Origin of the sequence: Dysgonomonas sp. ZJ709 (assembly GCF_011039195.1) — a bacterium.
In the GTDB taxonomy this organism is placed as follows: Bacteria; Bacteroidota; Bacteroidia; order Bacteroidales; family Dysgonomonadaceae; genus Dysgonomonas.
Map to the genome: position 1 here is coordinate 42,372 of NZ_JAAKEM010000008.1, position 22,395 is coordinate 64,766.

The 22,395-nt window shown below is 37.7% G+C and carries 17 protein-coding genes; 2 read left to right on the forward strand and 15 right to left on the reverse strand.

All coding sequences use genetic code 11. The features are described from left to right. Positions 1–9: 9 nt before the first annotated feature. The 8 genes from G7Y56_RS07525 to fbp form a co-directional block, all read right to left on the reverse strand. On the reverse strand, positions 10–990 hold the full coding sequence (locus tag G7Y56_RS07525) for a GSCFA domain-containing protein (RefSeq protein WP_165042405.1): 981 nt from the start codon (positions 988–990) through the stop codon (positions 10–12). Between the two features lie 111 nt (positions 991–1,101). Beyond that, positions 1,102–1,875 (reverse strand): LytTR family DNA-binding domain-containing protein, encoded by a 774-nt coding sequence (locus tag G7Y56_RS07530; RefSeq protein ID WP_255491399.1) that lies wholly within the window; start codon positions 1,873–1,875, stop codon positions 1,102–1,104. A gap of 13 nt (positions 1,876–1,888) precedes the next feature. Continuing rightward, complete coding sequence (locus G7Y56_RS07535; RefSeq protein ID WP_165042407.1) at positions 1,889–4,648, reverse strand: sensor histidine kinase; 2,760 nt, start codon at positions 4,646–4,648, stop codon at positions 1,889–1,891. Between the two features lie 498 nt (positions 4,649–5,146). Beyond that, entirely contained in the window at positions 5,147–6,346 is a 1,200-nt protein-coding gene (locus G7Y56_RS07540; protein WP_165042409.1) for an acetate kinase, read from the reverse strand. Between the two features lie 4 nt (positions 6,347–6,350). Continuing rightward, on the reverse strand, positions 6,351–7,316 hold the full coding sequence (locus G7Y56_RS07545) for a 3-hydroxyacyl-CoA dehydrogenase family protein (RefSeq protein ID WP_165042411.1): 966 nt from the start codon (positions 7,314–7,316) through the stop codon (positions 6,351–6,353). Between the two features lie 21 nt (positions 7,317–7,337). Then, the gene (pta, locus tag G7Y56_RS07550) at positions 7,338–8,348 is read right to left on the reverse strand and encodes a phosphate acetyltransferase (protein ID WP_165042413.1); all 1,011 of its coding nucleotides are present in this window, start codon (positions 8,346–8,348) and stop codon (positions 7,338–7,340) included. A 155-nt stretch (positions 8,349–8,503) separates the two neighbouring features. Then, positions 8,504–9,049, reverse strand: coding sequence for a YcxB family protein (locus tag G7Y56_RS07555; protein ID WP_165042415.1), 546 nt, complete (start codon positions 9,047–9,049; stop codon positions 8,504–8,506). A gap of 65 nt (positions 9,050–9,114) precedes the next feature. After that, a complete protein-coding gene (gene fbp, locus G7Y56_RS07560; protein WP_165042417.1) occupies positions 9,115–10,140 on the reverse strand; it encodes a class 1 fructose-bisphosphatase in 1,026 nt (341 codons plus the stop codon). 167 nt (positions 10,141–10,307) lie between these two features. Here fbp and G7Y56_RS07565 point away from each other — a divergent pair, with 167 nt between their 5' ends. Then, positions 10,308–10,865, forward strand: a complete 558-nt coding sequence (locus tag G7Y56_RS07565; protein ID WP_165042419.1) for a phosphatase PAP2 family protein — start codon at positions 10,308–10,310, stop codon at positions 10,863–10,865. On the opposite strand, the gene G7Y56_RS07570 is transcribed toward G7Y56_RS07565, so the two are convergent. From G7Y56_RS07570 to G7Y56_RS07600, 7 genes are all read right to left on the reverse strand, one after another. After that, the gene (locus G7Y56_RS07570; RefSeq protein WP_165042421.1) at positions 10,860–11,624 is read right to left on the reverse strand and encodes an SDR family oxidoreductase; all 765 of its coding nucleotides are present in this window, start codon (positions 11,622–11,624) and stop codon (positions 10,860–10,862) included. The two genes, G7Y56_RS07565 and G7Y56_RS07570, sit on opposite strands and share 6 nt — an antisense overlap. After that, positions 11,624–12,376 carry a DUF3667 domain-containing protein gene (locus G7Y56_RS07575; protein WP_165042423.1) on the reverse strand — a complete coding sequence of 251 codons (753 nt, stop codon included), beginning with the start codon at positions 12,374–12,376 and terminating at the stop codon, positions 11,624–11,626. Before G7Y56_RS07575 ends, G7Y56_RS07570 begins: the two co-directional genes overlap by 1 nt. A gap of 7 nt (positions 12,377–12,383) precedes the next feature. After that, complete coding sequence (locus G7Y56_RS07580; RefSeq protein ID WP_165042425.1) at positions 12,384–13,247, reverse strand: YitT family protein; 864 nt, start codon at positions 13,245–13,247, stop codon at positions 12,384–12,386. Positions 13,248–13,255: 8 nt separating this feature from the next. Then, complete coding sequence (gene leuS / locus G7Y56_RS07585; protein WP_165042427.1) at positions 13,256–16,057, reverse strand: leucine--tRNA ligase; 2,802 nt, start codon at positions 16,055–16,057, stop codon at positions 13,256–13,258. 129 nt (positions 16,058–16,186) lie between these two features. Continuing rightward, positions 16,187–17,008 (reverse strand): hypothetical protein, encoded by an 822-nt coding sequence (locus tag G7Y56_RS07590; RefSeq protein WP_165042431.1) that lies wholly within the window; start codon positions 17,006–17,008, stop codon positions 16,187–16,189. Positions 17,009–17,034: 26 nt separating this feature from the next. Beyond that, a complete protein-coding gene (locus G7Y56_RS07595) occupies positions 17,035–19,044 on the reverse strand; it encodes an SUMF1/EgtB/PvdO family nonheme iron enzyme (protein WP_165042441.1) in 2,010 nt (669 codons plus the stop codon). Positions 19,045–19,132: 88 nt separating this feature from the next. Further along, positions 19,133–21,397, reverse strand: coding sequence for a GH92 family glycosyl hydrolase (locus tag G7Y56_RS07600; protein WP_165042444.1), 2,265 nt, complete (start codon positions 21,395–21,397; stop codon positions 19,133–19,135). 373 nt (positions 21,398–21,770) lie between these two features. Between G7Y56_RS07600 and G7Y56_RS07605 the strand changes: the two genes are divergently transcribed. Next, entirely contained in the window at positions 21,771–22,340 is a 570-nt protein-coding gene (locus G7Y56_RS07605; RefSeq protein WP_165023125.1) for an outer membrane beta-barrel protein, read from the forward strand. Positions 22,341–22,395: the final 55 nt, after the last annotated feature.

The following is a 22,395-nucleotide window of genomic DNA, read 5'->3' on the forward strand; positions in this document are numbered from 1 at the left end:
CGTTTAATCCTATATACGCGCCTCTAAGTTAGAGACTTCTTTGTCGGAACAAATGTATGGATATTTCTTGTTGAATTCATTCAGCCTTAACAAAGTTTGCTTTAAAAAATGTTTATGTTCCGGGCTATTTTCGTTGAAAGGACGGTGCTGTATCGCAGAATTTATTTTTAACCATTCATTGATTATAGAATGTGTTTCTTTACTAAAGTAAGTCTCACTGAATCTTTCCCAAATATATTTGATGGCAGTGGTGTTGGGATGTATCATATCTTCGTTGTAAAAGCGGTAGTCGCGCAGTTCGTCCAGTACAATCTCGTATGATGGGAAATAATCTGTATTCTTATTTTGTTTACATATTTCATCTACAGCCAGCAGTAAAGTCGATTTACTAAGCTGATTTTCATGAGCTCCGTCTTTAAAGTGGCGAATAGGGCTTACTGTAAATAGTATCTTAAGCTTGGGATTTATCGTTTGTAATTCGTTTATCAGATTGTTCCAGTCATTTACTATTGTATCCACATCAAGTCTATAGTGGTCAAATTGTGTCGCAGGCAATTTATGGCAGTTACTGACTATTAGATCTAATTCTTTCGATTTATATACATAGGCAGTGCCGAATGTGATGAAAAGGATATCGGCTTTTTTTAGATCATCGGAGCCAAACTTGAGGCTTTGATTAATCTTTGCCAAACATTCATCTTTATCGGTATTCGAGAATCGGCTATGATGGTGGTAACTATGAAACAGTCCTTTGTATTCAAATATATCCTCCTTTGCAAAAGGTTTGCCATCTATCAATATATGTAATGCCTGACTTATGGACTGCGGATTGTATAGTATGCCAAAAGGATTGAGATTGACTGTAAACTTACTATTTTCTAACATTTCGCCAATGCTTTCGATAAAGCAAGAGCCCAGCATTACTAATCTGTTGTGATGAGTAATGTCTAAATCTGATGATTGTATCTCTACTTTTGTTCTGAAATCCATATGTGTATTTATTGTTTTACCTTGATATTCAATTGTTTTTCTTGAAGTAATGATGAGCAAAACTTTTTCCCTGTGCCCATGCTTTAGTGCAGTATTTATCTTGATTATTGTTTATCGAACTTTGAAGTCATTCTTATGTAAAATGCGAAGTACCATTTCTCTTCTTTGTCGGGATATGGTTATACTTGTGCCATCTTTCATTTGAATATATCCCCCATCAGTTTTTACGAAACTTTTTACTTCATCGAGATTTATCAGATGAGATTGATGTACTCTTAGGAAATTTAAAGGGGAAAGTAATTCGTCATACTCCTTTAGTGTTTTGGAAATCAATAGTTTTACTCCGTCTTTAAGATGAAAAAACGTGTAGTTTCCATCCGCTTGGCAATGTATGATATTGGCTATTTCAACAAATTCAATTTTATCCGACAATGGTAAGGCAATCACTTTTTTATTTCCTTCCCTGTTTCTGTTGTCCAGCAGATTGTGCATTCGGGAGTTTTGCTGTTTTTTATGAATTTTTTCTTTTGCTTTGTCAACCGCTTTGAGAAGTTCCATTATATCTATTGGTTTTACGATGTAATCAAGAGCCGAAAACTTGATTGCCTTAATGGCATAACTGGTGAAAGCTGTTACAAATATCACTTCAAAGTCAAATATACAAAGACTTTCGAGCATTGAGAAACCATCGCCTCCCGGCATCTCTATATCGAGAAAAACCAAATCGGGTCTGAGTTCAACGATCTTTTGCCGGCCTTCGAGCGCAGATGTACACAAACCAATTATTTCCATAGAAGAGCAATATTTAGCAAGAAGTTTTTGCAGGTTCTCGCGGTTATTCTGCTCATCTTCTACAATAATTGCGCGTATAGGGATATTAATCATTTATCATCAAATATTAAACAGGTATGGATATTGTCACCATACACCCTGTTGTTTTACCATCTGTCGCAATGTTTTCTATTTTCATCCCTATTTCCAAATTAAGTTCCTTACTCAACAATTTCAAGCGCTCGTGTACTGCCTGTAAACCGAAACCGCTTGGCGAAGTATTTTCAGATTGGAAACATCCCGACCCCGAGTCTGTGACGATAACATACAGTACATGGCCGATAAGGTTGAAATTCAATTTTATTTGTCCGCCGCCTTTGGGTACAATCCCGTGTTTAATTGCATTTTCAACAATTGGTTGAATGAGCATTCCGGGAATCTCCTCATTCTCTATATAAATATTCTTATCCACATTAATAGTATAGAGGAAAGGGACACGCAACTGTTCGAGACGAAGATACAGCTCCAATTGTTCTATTTCTTCCGAAAGAGAAATAAGCCTTTTTTCGGATGTTGACAATACCATACGAAGCAATTTAGCAAAGTTAACTAAATAATCGTTAGCCTCTTTATTCTTTTTCTGATTTATGAGATTCTGTATCGAACCTAATGCGTTGAATGTGAAGTGTGGATTCATTTGAGCGCGGATAGCCTTTAGTTCAAGTTCGGATATATGCCTGCGGATTCGTTCGCGTCGTTTAATAACCAAACGTACGATAAAGAATGTTACGACCATAGAGAAAAGTGAGGACAAAATAACTGGGGTCAACATACCGTTTGAGGCAGTGTGTTGATTTTTTTGCTTTTCAATATCTGTCTTTATAATATTGGTGATGAAATGACCTGAATCATTGTAATTTCCTAAAGTCCTGTCTATAATAGTTCCGTCATCCCTCATTATGATGTAGTCTCCTTTCCTGCTGATAACTTTATCGTAATAGTCGTATAATTTTGTATCGGATACAAAGTGGATGTCCGTTTTATCATTAAAAAATGCTTTTTGGGAATCTGATGTAATAATACATAATTTGATTTTATCCTTTAGGTTCTCCTTATCTATATTCTCATTTGTATTTTTCAGATTTCCCTCAATGGTTTCGTTGAATTCGTCATCTACAAGTAAAACGATGTAGCCGTCTGCTTTGTCTTTTAGTGGAATATCTTGTTGAATGGCAAGATCAAGATTTTTAATATTCGCTCCGGGTTCCACTTTCTCCAATTGTTCACGCATGGCAATTATAGTTTCTCGTATTTCAGGTTGATAACATTTTCTCAAAAAATCTTCATATTCTCTCTGGCTATCACTCAAGTGAAAGCCTGTCATTAAATATTTGAGGGTTTCTCCTGTCAAATAAAATCGCGGATAACCCCCAAATATAGCATCTGCAAAGTAATATTTGGGAATATGTTCCTGAAGGTACCTCATTCCGGTAAGCATATCATCATTAGTCTGCCATGCCTTATAGCTGAAGTAGTTATTCAGAAAATCATCGTAGGTGTAAGGCTGATATAAATAATCGGTAATTGGGAATAGATTCGCAAACTTGGGACTATACCACGGAATCGGGTGTTGAGGTATACGATTTATTCCTCTTCCGAGATTTTGCTTCGTCATTTCATTGTCAAGGTATAATCTTTGTGATGCAAACCAATAATCGTATGACAATTCTGCTGATCTTATCCAGTACTTGTTCATACCCTTGGCATGGTTTGCCAATACAACCTTATAGGAAGTTTCTTTGAGCTTAAAAAAATCATCTATCTGTTGCGGTGTAAGTTCTTCTATCCGATTGTTTTCATATAATTCGGACGGTGTACTATAAAGTTTTACTATCGCATTAGTATAAGCACTGTTTGCAGATCCCTTACCTTCGAACGTATAATTGTTTGTTGTAGTATTATATATTATATTCTGCGAATCGTCGGGAGTAACATCTAATAAAATATCATTGATACTTAATCGCTTGGGTGAGGATATGAAAAAGTTAAAAATATATGTGCCATTTGGTTCTTTTTTTATAGGTCTGATTTTTTTACTGCCATTCACAATAAATATCCTATCCTCGGGTATATCCTTTGAAGGCTTGTATGACAGATGTATATTAGGATAAAGATCGAACGAAGCAGAGACTATTTGTACAAAAATTGGTTTTTGTACAACCGGTGTTATAATATCCATTAAATCAACGAACCATGGCATCGGATTGCCGTCTTTGCTTTTTTTGATCCAACTGCCTATAAATCCTTGGACAGATGCGTTTAGAACTTTCTCAAAATCTAATGAAATACTTGCAAATGGAGCACTATTATCTCTTATTTTTAGTCCTGTTGACATTTGTGGTAAATCGCTATACCAGTTTCTTCTTACATGGCCATACCCTTCCTTTTCCTCTGGTATGGGAATAAAGGTTGTGGAAAAGTCTCCGTTGTTTTTATTTATTGTAACGACGACATTGTTATCTTTAAATAAGTAAAACCCTTTTTCCCCATTCCAAGGACCTAAAAAGTAAGAATCATAATAACTATAGAATTGAAAGAGGCTATATGGATTATATTGATTCTCATCCTGAAAATGTACAAACCAATTAGTTGGTTTAACACCCAGCCTGATAGAATCTTTATTTACTGACAGTACGTCGAATTGTATTTCTATTTTTTGCACCTGATCAAAATCCCAAATAGAACTATGACCGACTATTCCATCAGCTAAAGTTATTTTAATTCTGAATGTGTCATTTGGTTGTAAATCTTTCAGCGAAAAAAAGTCTCTCGCTTGAGCGAAAATAGAAGTTAGCGCTAATAGTGTAATTAATAGTCTTGTTCTCATAATAGCAAATTTAATTAATAACTTAAATCTTAAGACAAATCTATGATTTAATATTATTCTAAAATTAAGCTATTACTATGTGGAGGCTGATGACTATTAATTAGTCGTTGGTAGTTATTATAATTCAAAACGATATAGTTTCCAGTAAATATCTATTTAAAATGCTGTATGCTATAAAAAAAGAAAAGGTTGTCATCACGACAACCAATCTTCATTGTTAACCTTAAATCTAATACTATGAAAAACACATTACAAATGTACAGCAAACGAAATGCAACTCCAAACAATTAGGGGGTTAATTAGACGCACTTAAATTTGTTTAACTTTATAGCCCTCAAAACCGCTCCTGTTTAAGGTTTCTTACTTAAACAATGTGAATAAAACAAGCTAAATAGTCTTATTTCATACATATATTGTTAAAATATTTTAATAATAAAATTAGGGCAACAACTGCTGCCCTAATAATTATATAAAATATAGATTGTTCTTTATTTACAGTTAGTTACCTGCTATTTCCATAGTGTCTGAAGCAATCATAAACTCTTCATCAGTAGGTACGACTATTACTGTCACTTTTGAATTAGGAGTGCTGATGACAGCTTCTTCTCCGTGAATTTCATTGTTTTTATCCAGATCAAGTTCTATACCCATGTACTCCATGTTGCCACAAATAATCTCGCGTGATATAGAATGGTTTTCACCGATTCCTCCTGTGAAGATAAGGATATCAACTCCGCCTAGTGCAGCAGCGTAAGCCCCAACATATTTTTTGATGCGATATTCAAACATATCGAAAGCTAGTTTTGCTCTTTCATTTCCTGCTTTCATAGCCGACTGTACTTCGCGCATATCGGACGATACACCGGATATACCAAGTAGGCCGCTATGTTTGTTAACAAGAGTAGATATTGCCTGTGTACCAATATTCTCTTTTTCCATTACGAAAGAGATTATACCGGCATCTACGTCTCCCGAACGCGTTCCCATTAATAATCCTTCCACAGGGGTCATGCCCATGGTGGTATCTATCGACTTGCCGTCTTTGATAGCAGCAAGTGAGCCTCCGTTACCTATATGGGCAGAGATGATACGTTGTTCTTCATACGGAACATCTAATAATTCGCATGCTTTACGTGAGACATAGCGGTGGCTTGTTCCGTGGAAACCGTAACGGCGTATGGCATACTTTTCATATAATGAATAAGGTAATCCGTACATATAAGATTTTGGTGGCATTGTTTGATGAAATGCTGTATCAAAAACACCTACTTGAGGGATGTCTCCCATCAATTCTTTTACGGCATATATACCGGCAAGATTCGGTGGGTTATGTAGAGGAGCTAGTTCTATACACTCTTCCACTTGCAGAATCACTTCATCTGTAAGCAATACACTATTGTTGAATTTCTCTCCACCATGCACTACCCGATGACCTACGGCTTCTATTTCGTCGAGCGATTTAATACAACCATATTTCTCACTTGTTAATACACCTAATATATACTCTATACCTGCTTGATGCTCAAGTATCTCACCTTCGAGAATTACTTTGTCTCCATTGGGAAGAGGGAATTTCATGAAAGACCCTTTTAATCCGATTTTTTCGATTGCTCCCTGAGCCAATACTTCACTGCTTTTCATGTCGAAAAGCTTATATTTGATAGAAGAACTACCGCAGTTCAATACTAATATCTTCATGCTCTTAAATTAATTTGTTTGGACCAAGTTGTTTACCTGTTTCATCGTATATATAGAAACCTCTTCCAGCCTGTACACCTGTTTGTTTCGACCGGTATAAACGCCATAGTATTGGCGATGCTTTGTATTTTTTGTCTCCATACTCATGAAACATGTCTTCCATCAGCATTACGGTTTTTTCTATTCCGATAATATCTGCCATATGGAAAATTCCATAACGTTGACCATAGATGATGGTAAACTCTTTGTCGATATCCTCCATAGAGGCTACGTTCTCCATCCAAATCTGACAAGCTTCGTTTAGCATTGTTATCATCAGGCGAAGACTAACAAGTCCGCTACTTTCGTGTACGGAAATAGGGGTGTATTTTATCATGTTGGCAAAGAGGTTTACTTTTTCAAGTACCTCTTTGGACGTGAAGGTTCCGCTGACAACTTCCAGTAAGCGTGCTTCGTTGTGCGCTACAGGGAAATGTAGACTGATACATCTTTCTTTATGTACTAACTCGGCAGCTAGTTCGCTGATAATTACGGTTGTTGCATTTGTAGCAATAATCGATTCGGCAGATAATACCTGTTCGAGATTTCTGAATACTTCTTTTCGCAACTCGGTACTTCTCTCTCCATTAGCTTCGTAACGGATACATTCTATTACAAAGTCACAATCGCGGAGGTCACCATAGCTGAGCGAGCCTTTTATGCGCGCCATAGTTCCTCGTTTCTCACTTTGAGTCAGTCCCCAGTTTTCGATCTTGGTATCCAAACCGTGTTCTATATCTTTTAGGGCTTCTTGTATTCTTTCTTGTGAAACTTCAATAAAGATAACTTCCATCCCCGAAAGGGCTGTCAGGCTAACGATACTTCTACCATCGTGTCCGCATCCGACAACTCCTATTTTTGTGAAGAGAGACTTTTTTCTGTCCTTACGGCTCAGTCCGAATTCTTCGATAGGTTCTATAATTTCTGCCATATATAATTTAGTTGATTTTTATTATTTATTCTTTGCTGCGATAGCTTGGTTAGCTGCTATTGCTACCATTTTATAGATATCATCCACCGAGCATCCACGCGAAAGGTCATTCACCGGTGCTGCCATTCCTTGAAGAATAGGACCTACCGCTTCGGCATTTCCTAATCGTTGCACAAGTTTGTAAGCAATGTTACCCACTTCTAGCGAAGGGAATACCAATACGTTTGCATGTCCTGCTACTTTACTCCCCGGTGCTTTGCTTGCACCTACCGAAGGTACAATTGCTGCGTCGGCTTGTAATTCGCCATCAAGACTTAAAGTAGGATCTATTTTTTGTGCCAATTGAGTAGCTTCTATTACTTTATCAACCAGTGGGTGTTTCGCACTGCCTTTCGATGAGAAACTAAGTATAGCCACTTGAGGCTCTTCACCTGTAAGTGCACGAGCTGTATGTCCTGTGGCTACAGCGATTTCTGCTAGTTGCGAAGCAGTTGGATCGGGGGTTACTGCACAATCTGCAAAGAACAGCAATCCATCTTTTCCGTATTCCTTATTTTGTGTAAACATTAAGAATGCTCCTGATACAACACTAATTCCGGGTGCAGTTTTTATAATTTGAAGGGCAGGACGAAGTACATCGCCTGTTGTATTCTGTGCTCCTGCTATTTCGCCATCAGCATCACCGTTTTTAATCATTAAACAGCCAAGATACAATGGGTCTTCTGCCAGTTTGGTTGCTTGCTCGATAGTCATACCTTTCGCTTTTCGTAAATCGAAAAGTAGATTTGCATATGTTTCTTTTTGACTATAATTAAGTGGATCAATAATTGTCGCTTTGTCTATGTTTTTTAGGCTAAGTTTTGTCGCTAAACTTTGTATTTCCGACGGGTTTCCAATCAGAATAATATCCGCTACACCATCGTTAAGAAGTTGGTCTGCTGCTTTTATTGTTCTTTCTTCTGTGCCTTCCGGAAGGACAATACGTTGTTTATTCGATTTGGCTCGTTCAATGATTTGCTTTATTAAGTCCATAATTTAAATGTATTGTAGATATGATAAATATTTAGTCTCAATAGGTAGCCTTAATTGACCACTATATCTCTACAAATATACTAAAATGTAATCTTGAGTTTGCAATCCTCCGATGAAAAAAGCACTTTTTAAATATAAAATTCGCTAAATAAGATTTATTTAAACTTCCAATTTGGTTCGTTATCGAATGGTATATTATGATCGTCGGCTATTCTACTTAAATAATTCCGTATATTATCTGTATTTTCCAGTTGATTTTTTGGGATTATAATGGCAGTAATTTCATCGGTGTGTATAAAGAAATAATTCTTTATCTCAGTAATTTTCGTTAGATCTCTGATGTCGAATTTACTATGTCCTTTTTCTTCGATAGACTCTATCGTGGCATGATCTATTTTCAATCTAATCGATTTGGGGCACTCTTCTCTATAATTGTTTTTTACGAATTTTTTGAAAGAGTATTTCAATGCCAAAGCAGAAAGATAAGGATAGACCATCAGGATAATAACAGTAGAAGCTAGAAAGTAATAAGCCTCAAACCGCTCATTTGTAGCAAAGAATAAAATTGCCATCAGAAATAATACTATCGCTCCCAGCATGCGGGCTGTTGAACGTTGCTTTTTTATCTGGGGGCTCTTCGACGCAAAATAAAGTTGAAAATAGAGAAAGTCTTTCTCTTCGAGTTGATAATTGAATTCCATGGTATGATGTAATCTAAAGCCCCTATAATATCTTAAAGTTGATAATAGGGGCTTTTAGTGTAAAATTATTTCTTTTCTTTTTCTTCAGCTTTTTGTATAAAGTCTTTAATTTTCTCTACCATGTTTGTGCTGCCACAATAAAACGGCGTGCGTTCATGGAGTTCAGTTGGTTCTATTTCCATTATACGTCTTTTCCCATCGCTTGCGCTTCCGCCTGCTTGTTCGGTAATAAATGCCATAGGGTTACATTCGTAGAGCAGACGCAGCTTGCCTTTCGGGGTTTTGAATGTGGATGGATAGAAATATACTCCACCTTTTATAAGATTACGATGACAATCCGATACCAGACTTCCGATGTATCGTGATGTATAAGGGCGATCTTCTTTTTCCTCTTGGCAGTATTTAATATAATCTTTCACTCCCTGTGGAAAATGAACATAATTGCCTTCATTTACCGAATAGATATTGGCATCTTTAGGGCAGGTCATTTTAGGGTGTGACAGGTAGAAACTTCCGATAGCAGGATTCAATGTAAATCCATTTACACCACGCCCGGTTGTGTAAACGAACATGGTAGATGTTCCATAGAGGATATACCCCGCTGCTACTTGCTTGTCGCCCGGCTGTAAGAAGTCAGACATAGCGACTGGTGTGCCAACTGGTGACACCCGGCGATAAACCGAGAATATTGTTCCTACAGATACATTCACTTCTATATTCGAAGATCCGTCCAAAGGATCCATCAGTACAACATATTTATTATTATGACCTTCGTCGAAGCCTTGTATTGTTATGAAGTTATCATTTTCTTCCGAAGCTATACCGCATACGATTTCTCTATTGACAAGTGTTTGGATGAATACATCATTGGCATATAAGTCGAGCTTCTGCTGGTCTTCCCCTTGTATGTTAGTGCTCCCTACACCACCAATAATATCAACCAAACCTGCTTTGTTAATTTTATAGCTAACAACTCTTGCTGCTAATAGGAGAGAGTTAAGGAGTCTTGAGAGTTCTCCGGTAGAATACTGAAAGTCGTCTTGTCTTTCGATAATAAATTCATCAAGAGTTTTTCTGGCACTACTTTTCATGATATGGTTATTTAGTATGTTAATGATTCAAAGGTAAAATAATATTTGATACCTTATGTATGTTGCAACATAGGGTTTTTCGATACGCTATAAAATATGTTTATATCTATCTGATTAAACATAAAACGCTTTACTTTGTTCTCGAATTAAATATTACCGGATTATTTATGCATTTATCAACTATTATAGACTGGGACAAAGAGCTTTTACTTTATCTTAATAGTAAACATTACGATTGGTTGGATCCTATTATGCTTGGTTTAAGTTCTTTTACTTCGTGGACAATTGTATGTCTGTTAATTATCTTCTTCATGATTTATAAAGGAGGTGTCTGGCGTAAATCTGCACCTGTATTCCTCGTCTTTTCGGTTGGTGCTTGCATTGTACTGACCAATATACTGAAGCTATTTGTTGCCCGCGCCCGTCCGATACATATCGAAGCATGGAGTGACATTCTTCATGCTATCGAAGAATACGAGAGCAGTTATAGCTTTTTCTCTTCGCATTCATCATCTTCATATTGTATGGCTGTCTTCTCTTTGTTGTTTTTCCGGAATAAGATATATACTTGTGCTATATTGAGCTGGGCTACCGCAGTCGCTTACAGCCGTATATATCTGGCAAAACATTATCCGTTAGATATTTTGTGTGGGATGGCTTTCGGTATAATGATCGGAATATTAGGGTATAAGATATTTGAAAGGTATAAGGCAAGCAGATTATAACCAATTTCTTACTTTCCTCTTTTCCATTAACGAATATAGCTTCAAAAATACGGGGAATGCTCTTCCTATAGGATAAAATATGCGAAATAGTAACGATGGATATATTCTTTTCTGCCCTTTCTCTATGCCTTTTACTATTTTACGTGCGACTGTTTTTGCATTTTGATTAGGCCAAGGTAAGGGAGTATCTGCCTCTCCTGTTGCTTTATCGAAGAAATCGGTATGTGTTGCTATTGGATATACTGCTGTTATTTGTAGATTTTTATTTTGCTCATACCTGTATGTTTCTATAAAATGATGTAGTGCTGCCTTTGTAGAACAATAAAGAGAATAGCCGGGCAGCGAAACGAATCCTGCGCCTGATATAATACAAACAAAAGCCTTGTTATCTGCCTTTTCCTCTATTAACTGCTGTAAAGAATAAATCGGTGAAACGGTATTGAGGTTGTATATGTTTTCTATGTGTTTCCAGTTTGGTGCATCGAGTTTTTCGAGATATGCGAATCCTGCATTTGCTATAAACAGATCTATACGTCCGATTGTCTCGCGGGCAAAAGTGAAAATGGAATCGACACCTTCTTGTGTACTGGCATCTGCAACAAAAGGAAAGACAACACCTTCAACACTTTTAATCATATCGACATGGCGGGCAACGGCTATTATTTTCACATTTTTGTAAGTCGTCAGTATCTTTAAAATCTCGTATCCTATGCCTGCGGACGCTCCTGTGAGAATAATATGTTTTCCATTGATATTCATTATATATAGTACTTTGTTAATAGTATTATAATTACTACAACCATCATTATGATAAGGAACACTATCTGAGTAAGAATAAGGCAGAGTGTTGCTTTAAGAGCTGCTTTAGTCCATGACGATTTCTTAAATAATTGAGTAAGTACCCATGCTGCATATATGGTAGAGGTCAACATTGCAATTCCAAAACTCCACGATGCAGGGAAAAAGTAATTTACAGGACACCACAAAAGATATATAATTATTTGCTGACCTGTTATATAGGAGAAAATGATGAGATGCTCAAAGTAATTATACCCATTCTTGCGAAAAAGCAGATAGGAGCAGGTGGCTATAAAGGGGATCGTAAGGAACATACACAACGAATAGTGCGTGTATATCCAATCGAGTATAGTCGCAGAGTAATCAACTGATGCATTTGTGTCAGTTGTCGCTATTACCTTCATCTCAGGGTAGATGTGGAAGTAATGCGTGATGAAGCCGTATATAGTGGCAAGTATAGCCACAAAAGCAAGCGGTTTGAAGTGGTTTACCCTTTTGCCCGCCAGGTATTCTTTTAATGTGTCTCCGGGTCTTACGAAAAGTTCTCTTATGGTATAGAATATACCTTTATCTACGTGGAATATACCATGTTGTATTTCGTGCCAGAGATAATGGGAACTGATACGCTCTGTTTTGGCAGATTGTCCGCATATATCGCAATAACTATTTTTCGTCGTATTGCCACAGTTTTTACAATGCCCTTCTGCCATCATGATTTTGTTATCTTATTTGATCAAAACCTTCCCCATACACGCCTCGCACAGTGCTTTGCGAGATAAATGCTTTTTCATCGATACTTTTTATCAATCGGAACATATCGATTGCTTCCGATCTTTTGGCTAAAACTACGATTACCTTAGTTGGTTTTTTTGAGTACCATCCCATTCCGTCGAGTACGGTACAGCCTCTATGCAATTCTTTATTGATAGCATTAGCAATAATCTCATATTTTTCGGAGAAGATAAGTACCTGCACTGATTGCCTGAAACCATTTATGACCATGTCGATAGAGTAGGTCATAACGCCCATAACAATAAGTCCGGCTATTATTTTTTGATAGTCCTGAAATACCAGATAAGAGCAGCAGATAATTATAAAATCGCATAACAGCATACCTCGCCCAAAAGCGATATTCTTGTATTTATTGATGAGAGCCACTATGATATCCGTACCTCCCGTACTTCCATTAGCTGTGAAAACCATTCCTATGCCTGATCCGCACATCATAGCGCCAATCACTCCCGAGAGAAGAGGTTCTTCTTCTATGATGGGTCCCGTAATATATGTCTGACACAATGTTAGTAGTCCGGTTAAAACAAAAACTCCATATATTGTTTTTACAAGAAACTTAACGCCCAGCACTTTTAATGCTATAATCAGTAATATACAGTTGACACTGAAGTAGGTATATTGTAATGGTATTTTTGCCGAATATTCAACTAACAGGGCAACCCCAGCCAGTCCACCGGTTACTATGCCTCCCGGTTTGATAAACCCGATAAGCCCCACAGCATAGAGGATAAGACCTATCGTAATATTCAGATAGTCTTTCCAATAAAACTCTTTTAAATATCTTTTTGGCATAGGTTCTTTTATAGAACGATATTTACAATTTTCTTAGGTACAATAATTACTTTCTTCGGGGTTTTTCCTTCCAGCCATTTCTCTGCGCTTTGGTGGGCTAAAACCGTTTTTTCTATTTCGTCATTTGCAGTATCTGCTGCAAACTCGATTGTGAATCGTGCTTTACCATTGAAAGAAATCGTATAGTTAACAACGTCTTCTATCAAATAGTTCTCGTTGTATGCTACCCATTGTGCATCGCAAACCGATTCAGTATTGCCTAAAGCATTCCAAAGTTCCTCGGCAACAAATGGTGCAAATGGTGCAAGCGTTATAATCAGATCTTTTAGGATAGTGCGTTTGTTGCATTTTAATGCGCTCAATTCGTTTACACAAATCATAAAGGCAGCGACTGAAGTATTGAACGAAAATGTTTCAATATCGCCCGTTACTTTCTTTATCAATTTATGTAAAGCTTTTAACTCGTCTTTGGTCGGTTCTTCGTCTGTAACTACAAATTGATCGTTTTTGTAGAACAAGCCCCACATTTTGCGTAGGAAACGATTGACCCCATCGATGCCGTTTGTATCCCATGGTTTCGATTGCTCTAATGGTCCAAGGAACATTTCGTATATACGAAGCGTGTCGGCTCCATATTTTTCTACAATATCATCAGGATTTACAACATTGAATAGTGATTTGGACATCTTTTCTACTCCGTGCCCACAGATATATTTATCATCTTCTAATACAAATTCTGCTGTGGCAAATTCTGGTCTCCATGCTTTAAATTTATCTAAATCTAAAACGTCGTTATCGACTATATTTACATCCACATGCAGTTGCGTAGTCTCGTATTGATCCTTCAGGTTTAGCGAAACAAATTTATTTGTACCATTAATGCGATATACAAAACTGCTTCGTCCTTGTATCATTCCTTGATTGATAAGCTTCTTGAATGGCTCATCTTCACAAGCTACGTTAATGTCGAATAGGAATTTATTCCAGAAACGACTATAAATCAAATGACCTGTAGCATGTTCCGTACCTCCGATATATAGATCGACATTACGCCAATATTCGTTCTTGTCTTTAGCAACTAATGTTTGATCGTTGTTCGGATCCATGTAGCGTAGGTAATAGGCTGACGATCCCGCAAAACCCGGCATGGTGCAAAGCTCTAAAGGAAATATTGTTTTATTATCTATTTGGGTAGTATCAGCCACTTTATTATTTACCGTATCCCATGCCCATTTAGTAGCACGACCAAGAGGTGGTTCACCTGTTTCGGTCGGTAAGAATTTATCTATCTCCGGTAATTCTAAAGGAAGCTTATCGATAGGAAGCATGTAAGGCATATCGTCCTTGTAATAAACAGGGAATGGCTCACCCCAATAACGTTGACGTGAGAAGATTGCATCGCGTAAGCGAAAATTCGTTTTCAGGCGGCCAAGACCTTTCTCTTCGATATATTCTTTTGTTCTTTCTATTGCTTCTTTTACTGTCAATCCGTTTAAGAATCCAGAGTTCACCATGATGCCTTCTTTTGCATCGAAGCTTTCTTCCGATACATCACAACCTTCTATCAAAGGAAGGATTTCCAAACCGAAATGTTTAGCAAATGTATAGTCACGACTATCGTGTGCAGGTACAGCCATAATAGCGCCTGTTCCATATCCGGCAAGTACATAATCCGAAATCCATATAGGGATTTCTTTGCCGTTCAACGGGTTGATGGCATAAGCCCCCGAGAATACACCCGATACCTTTTTGTCTGCAATGCGTTCACGCTCTGTACGGCGTTTTGTGGCTTCTACATACTTATCTACATCAGCTTTTTGAGTATCGGTAGTTATCATAGATACATAATCGCTTTCGGGAGCCAGTACCATGAATGTAACCCCAAAGATAGTATCGGCACGTGTAGTAAAGATTTCGAAGTCAATATCCGAATCTTTAACTTTGAATTTCATTTCCGCACCTACGCTTTTACCGATCCAGTTCTTTTGCGTTTCTTTTATTGAATCGCTCCAGTCTATTTTTTCTAAACCATCTAACAGACGTTGAGCATAGGCAGATACGCGCAGACTCCATTGGCGCATGATACGTTGCTCGACAGGATAGCCTCCGCGTTCGGATAATCCGTTGATCACTTCGTCGTTTGCCAATACGGTTCCTAATTCCTGACACCAGTTAACTCTGGTGTTTGCCAGATAAGCTATGCGGTAATTAAGTAATATCTCTTGTTTTTCCTTCTCGTTCTTGTTTTTCCATTCGTCAGCAGTGAACGACAATTCTTCAGTGCAAGAAATATTCATACCTTGTGTACCCTGTGCTTCAAATACATCGATAAGCTCCTGTATAGGTCGGGCTTGTTGTTCGTCGAAGCAATAGTACGAATTGAACATTTGGATGAATGCCCACTGCGTCCAGTGATAATATTTAGGGTCGCAGGTTTGTATTTCCCTGCTCCAGTCGAAAGAGAATCCAATCTTATCCAATTGCTCACGGTATCTTTTGATATTTTGAGTAGTTGTGATAGCCGGATGTTGTCCGGTTTGTATCGCATATTGCTCTGCCGGGAGTCCGTAGGCATCGTAACCCATCGGATGGAGAACGTTGAAGCCTTGTAGACGTTTGTATCTTGAATAAATATCTGATGCTATATAGCCTAGTGGATGTCCTACATGAAGACCCGCTCCCGAAGGGTAGGGGAACATGTCGAGGACGTAATATTTAGGTTTGGCAGTATCTTCCGATACTTTATAAATTTTGTTATCTATCCAATACTTTTGCCAGCGTTTTTCGATCTCTTTAAAATTGTATTCCATGACTGTTTTTTTGCAGTTTTACTTTGCCGCAAAGTTAGTTATTTCTTTGGACAAAAAGAGTATAAGATAATGGAAAGTTAAAGGCTGTACTATCATCCTGATTAGGCAAGAATAATAGTATAATTATTATTAGTAATTATTTGTATTAACCATCACATCCAGAGCGACTGCACCTACTACAAGGCTAGTCCCTAGAAATATATTTGCGAACGTAGTATTTGCAGGTTTTTCGATATAGAACAAATCTCCTCTTTCTGCCAACTCCTTAGACATAGATTTTGGCGTAAGAGATGTCGATTTTATTATATTTTTCAAATAGAAGCTTTGTTCAAAAAACATGGGTTTGTTATTTTCCGCATATACGGTCAGATAACTTCTAAATTTCAGAGGAGTATTTTCTTCTTCGAAGTTTACTTGTTTAACCTTCACAGTCTGATCATTTTTATCAGTCATTAGCATATTCTTATATTCCTTTTTGGGGATAACTTCGAGGTCTACTCCTGTCAAACGAAGAGGTTTGTGACTAATCATCGTGTTTGGAGGAATAAAACTTATATATTTCGGTAAGTTTATGTTTCCCCTAAAATCACCCTGAAATTCACCGACACTATTATAAAGCATAGGCATATCATCTATAAAATAGCCATTTACATTGCCTCCCATTTCCAGCTTTTCACCTCCATAGGTAAATGCTACATCATTAACGATTAGGGCTGATTTTTGCCAATCGACATACAGGGGTTGTCTCGATTTATTAAATACTGTAATCTGGATAGGGGCACTTTCGCCATTGAAGCAATAGGCAATCCATAGGCTGTCTTTTTCTATTAAGAAATCTCCATTTTCTACTTGCTCTACGTCTTCACTATTCGAGCTAAGCGTCGATAGAAAATAGGTAGAAGAACAAGATACTAGCAATGGAAAGAATAGGATATACAAATACTTTTTCATGTTATGATAGATATAATGTTTATATTTTATTTGCTATTGCTTTTATTTGTTAGCCATTCCAGATTGAACTGATAATGAATGCCGCTGCTAATCAAATGTATTATATTGTCCGGCGATTGTGTTGCCGCCAGATAACCTTGGGGTTCGGCTTGAGTTTCATTCATCAGGAAAAATCCGGTCCATGCCTGTCCGTAAAGTAAACGTTCTTTCCCGTCAGTTATCAGTTTCTTTACAGGCCAAGTTTTACCGTCATCCCAAGAAAGAGCTGCATACATTCCCTCTCCGTTGTATTTTTCGCCTTTCGGATTAGTAAATTCCATCCCTCTTTCACCATTGTTTTTTAATCGGTAGGGATGATTGGTGAATGAAATCAACATAATAGGACCTTCGTTAAGCTTCATGAGCACTAAACGTTGCCCACCGTCAATCGGAGGGAATATGGATGCCGAATATGTCCAGCTTTCGCCAAGATCGGAGGATATACTCATAGGCATTCTCCACAGACTATCTTTGTTCTGTATTGCATCTCCTCTGCCTAGTGCCATCAAGTTCCCATTCGAAAGTTCGACAATACCGGCATGGATACCAGCTATGCTTCCGCCTTTATCACCTTCGGTAAAATTATTAGCTTTTCCTTCTCCCGGGTCTTGCCATGTCTGTCCATTATCTTTACTTATGTGCATTGCTGTACCTCCATTACTTTCGGGGCTCGCATCTGCCAATTGGATAAGGTATCCGGCTTTAGTCCGGATTGTTCCCGATATAACCTGATGCCTTTTCTTATGTTCGGGCCCGATTAATCGAGGCTTACTCCATGTTGCGCCATTATCGGCGCTTGTTCGCTGCACCATTGCCAGATTTTGCCAATCGCCGGCGGCCTCTACTCCGTTTGTGTGAATAAGTCTACCTTGTTTGTCGTTAAATAGTGCAGAACCGGTCATGTTACGATCGGGCACTTTGAAAAATAATGAAGCCGGATCCCATGTTGCATTGCCATTTCGAAGGCGGCTACCTAATATTACCATTTCGCGGCCATTCTCTTGATTGGCAGAAAACCAGATAGCTAGTAGATCTCCATTATCGCACCACGTGATGCTTGGGCAATGGTTATGATTGTAGAAAGGAATATTACTATTGCAGTCGGGTGGTATGATGTAGTTTACAGGCTCTTTGAATATCGGAGTATTGTCGATTTTCCAATCAAATTTAGCTTGATTTACATCTTGCATACAAAAAGGAATTGTTTCCGATTTTGAATAATAACCGATTTCTGGGTGCTCTCCTTGCACCACTCTAAAGCCTGTAAGCCAATGCTTATCCTCAGGAATCATCGCCATTCTGTTTGCCGATCGCAAGAATTCTACGGGTGTTCCATGACTGCCACCACGGGTAACTTTATATAATCCGTCTTTTGCCCCCAATGGATTAGTTTGCTCCTGTGATTCATACGGGGCATACCAATCTGAACACCATTCTTCTATATTACCATGCATATCATAAAGCCCAAGAGTGTTTGGTCTGGTTTGACCAACTTGTAAGGATACCGATACAGGATCACGGTATAGTTTCTGATTCTTCAGGAAAGAATCGGGTAATGAAATTCCAGTCCAATAGGGAGTATATGTTCCTGCTCGACAAGCATATTCCCATTCTGCCTCGGTCGGTAAACGATAGGTTATTCCTTCTTTTTTTGATAACCATTCGCAAAATGCAATAGCATCCTTGTAGCTGATATATATCGCTGCATCATCGTTATTTTCAGAAAAGCCGTATTTACCTCTGTATTCTTTATGGGAAGGGTCAAAAGCCTCATATTGTGCATTTGTTATTTCTGTTGCTCCCATTTTGAATGGTTCTGTAATATATACTTTATGAAGTGGAGCTTCATCAAAATTCTCACTTTTTCCTTCCGATCCCATCCAGAAGTAGCCTTGAGGAATATCGACAAGATTTATGTTGAGGCTATTGCTATTTCCTTGTGAGTACAGAATCGCAGAAAATAGACAACTATAGATGAGAGTAAGTGTTTTCTTCATTAGATTAAATCAATATATAGAACAATAAAAATACAAAAAAATAAAGGCTTACATAATTTGCAAGCCTTTATTTATAAGTTATCTGATATTATTTAGCCATTGGTTTGACCAAATATTTAATTTCTTTTGCTCCTGTCAATTCTTCATGTGTTATGCGATAACTTTTTAGTTCTTTGCCATCTACTCTTACACTGCTTATATAATCAGGATTTGCAGCATCCATAGGTTTCACTTTTTCAATAACGACTTGTCCCGATTTATAAAATTTAGGATCGAGTTTAATCGTAATCTTGTCGAATGTGGGTGTTACTAAGGTATAGTCGGGGCGTCCCGGACAAACAGGATAAATCCCCATCATATTGAAGACTGCCCATGTAGATAGTGTTCCTGTATCATCATTTCCCGGTAGTCCACCCGGAGTATTTGTAAAGTGTTTGGCTAGAACCTCTTTGATGATTTTTTGAGTACGCCACTCTTCGCCTTTCACATCACTGAACAAGTGAGGATAGATAATATCAGGTTCGTTAGTCGGGTCGAAGTATCCGTTGTCGAAGACCGATTGTAGCTTTTCTGTGAATTTTTTAGGTCCACCCATCAACTTCATTAGTCCGGGAATATCATGCGGTACTGCGAATGTATAGTTCCATGCATTTCCTTCATGAAAACCCGGGTTTGGTTCGAAGTTTGCACCCAATAACGGATCGAATGGAGTCAGGAATGTACCGTCGGGAAGAATTGGGCGGAATGTTCCGTATTCTTTATCATAATAATGCTTGTAGCCTAAAGAGCGGTCGTGAAACAATTTAGCATCTTCTTTTTTGCCCAACGCTTCTGCAAAGCGAGCCAGATTCCAATCGGCAATATAGTATTCCAAAGCATGTGAGACTGAGTTGTCAAATTTACCTCTCAAAGGTACATAACCATATTTCATATAGTCGTCATTGTCGGGACGAAGCATGTTTTCGGCACCCGGAGTTGTTGCCGATTTATAGAATGCTTCGTAGGCTGTTTCTATATCAAAATCGCGTAACCCTTTCATATATGCATCTACAATAACAGGGATCGAAGGGTCGCCTTCCATCGTGTACGATTCGCGGCTGTAAAGTTCCCATTTAGGCATCCAACCATGTTCTTTATACATATCTATCATCGAATGCATCATTTGCAATTGACGATCGGGATAGATAAGTGTCATCAACTGATGCACATTGCGATATGTGTCCCAAAGTGAGAATACAGTATAGCGGTTCTCTTTAGTCGTTTTTATTTCAGAACTTTCCATTGCAGGGTATTGTCCGTTTACATCTTGTAGGATATTAGGATGGATAAGCGCATGATACAGTCCCGTATAGAATACTGTTTTTTGCTCATCAGTTCCTCCTTCTACAAGAATGCGGGATAGGTCGTCGTTCCATTGTTTACGGGCAGCGGCATGTATACCATCAAAATCAGGCTTAGGTTGTTCTTTGTTCAGGTTTTCACGTGCATTTGCGATGCTGACAAAAGATACTCCCATTTGAACAGTAATAGCCTCATTTTCTTCTGTGTCGAAAGTGAAATATGCACCAACATCGTCACCTGCAATTTCTTTTTCATACTTTGTGTATAATTTATATTTTCCTGCATCGGCGTTCCAGTCTTTTTCCCACGCTAGTCCTGGGCGTTGTAGTTTCCAATAGCCTGTCGTTTTAGGGGCTTTACTTAAGCGCATTACAAAATAAATAGGAAAAACAGCCTGGTTAGCTGTGTAGCAGAAAGTGCCTAATAGTTTAGTTCCTTCTATCTCTCTATCATTGACTTTACGGAGCATACCTCCCGATTCGTTCGTCAGTCCTTCGCCAAGATTAAGTAGAATATGGCTCTGGCCTTTTGGGAAAGTAAATCGTGATATACCTACACGCGGTGTAGCACTGGCTTCGGCTTTGATATTGTATTTAGTCAGAATGTTTGAGTAATAACCCGGACTGGCAGTTTCGTCTTTATATTCACTTCCATAGTTGTGATAGTCAACATCTAGTTCACCCGTTGTTGCAGTAAGTAATAAGCTACTCATATCCGGACAACCAACGCCACTAAGATTTACATGTGCAAAACCTGTGAAATAGCTATTTGCGAAAGAATATGGAGTCGACCACCAGCCAGTGTCCTTATCTCGTTTATTAAGATCGGAACCCATAACGTTGAAGGGTGTTACCGACATGAAACTTTGTGGGCAAACTGCCCCTGGATTTGTTGTTCCATAGTTTGTTGTTCCAATAAATGGATTTACATAATCTACAGGTTGTTTCTGTGCATAACTAAATCCGGAGTATGCCAAAAATGAAAAAAGTAAGATAGATGTCAGTTTTCTCATGATTTTCGTTAGGTTATTATTGATTAATACAAAGATATATTTTTAAATTAATATAATATGTCTGTGAAAACGCTTATTAACAATGGATATCTATTGAATATTTTGTGATTTAATGTTAAAATATAATAAGTGTGTATTTTAAGTGTATTTATTTAATTGCTTATTTTAAGAATGTTTTGTTAGATATACTTTGAATCTTTTCTGTGGGGTAATTGTTGCAGGTTTTTAAGTTAAGGATAGTATTTGTTTGTTTTAGTAATGTGTGAATATATATTAAGTTTACCTTCTGTATTAGTTAAATTTAAAACAAATTAATAAAAAGTTTGTTTTATATTCTTTAAATAAGCGTCTTTATTAATTAAATTATTTATTTATGAAAAAGATAATTGTATTCGCTATACTTCTATTAGGAGTAAATGTGGCAAAAGCCCAGATAAGCCAGGGAAATGTTTTAGTAGGAGCTAATGTGGCTGATTTAAATTTGACGTTTGATAGTCAAACGTCTTTCCAATTTACACCTAAGGCTGCTTGGTTTATAAGAGACGGACTAGCAGTCGGAGCTTACGGACAGTTTGGTTTAAACCATGTTAATGGGCAGGATGGAAATGTTTATACTTATGGAGTAGGACCTTTGGCTCGTTATTTTGTTGGTGTTGATAAGGTTCCTGCTTTTAGAAATACTAAATTCTTTGTTGAAGCTAACACTGGCTTTCAGGGGATTAGTAATAGAGTGAATAGTTCGAACACTACTGGTTTAGGTTTTGGATTTGGTCCTGGTATATCTTATTTTATTACTCCTTCTGTGGGTATTGAAGGTTTGCTGAAATACGATGGTATAGTTGGTTTCGGTTCATCAGCTTACACTCATGGTCTTTCATTTGGGGTTGGATTCCAAATCTATCTGCCTTCTAAGAAACTAGTGAAAGAAATAAAAGACTTTTAAATATAGAAAAAGTCTTATCTTGACCGAATTAGGTGAGATAAATGAGAATAATAAA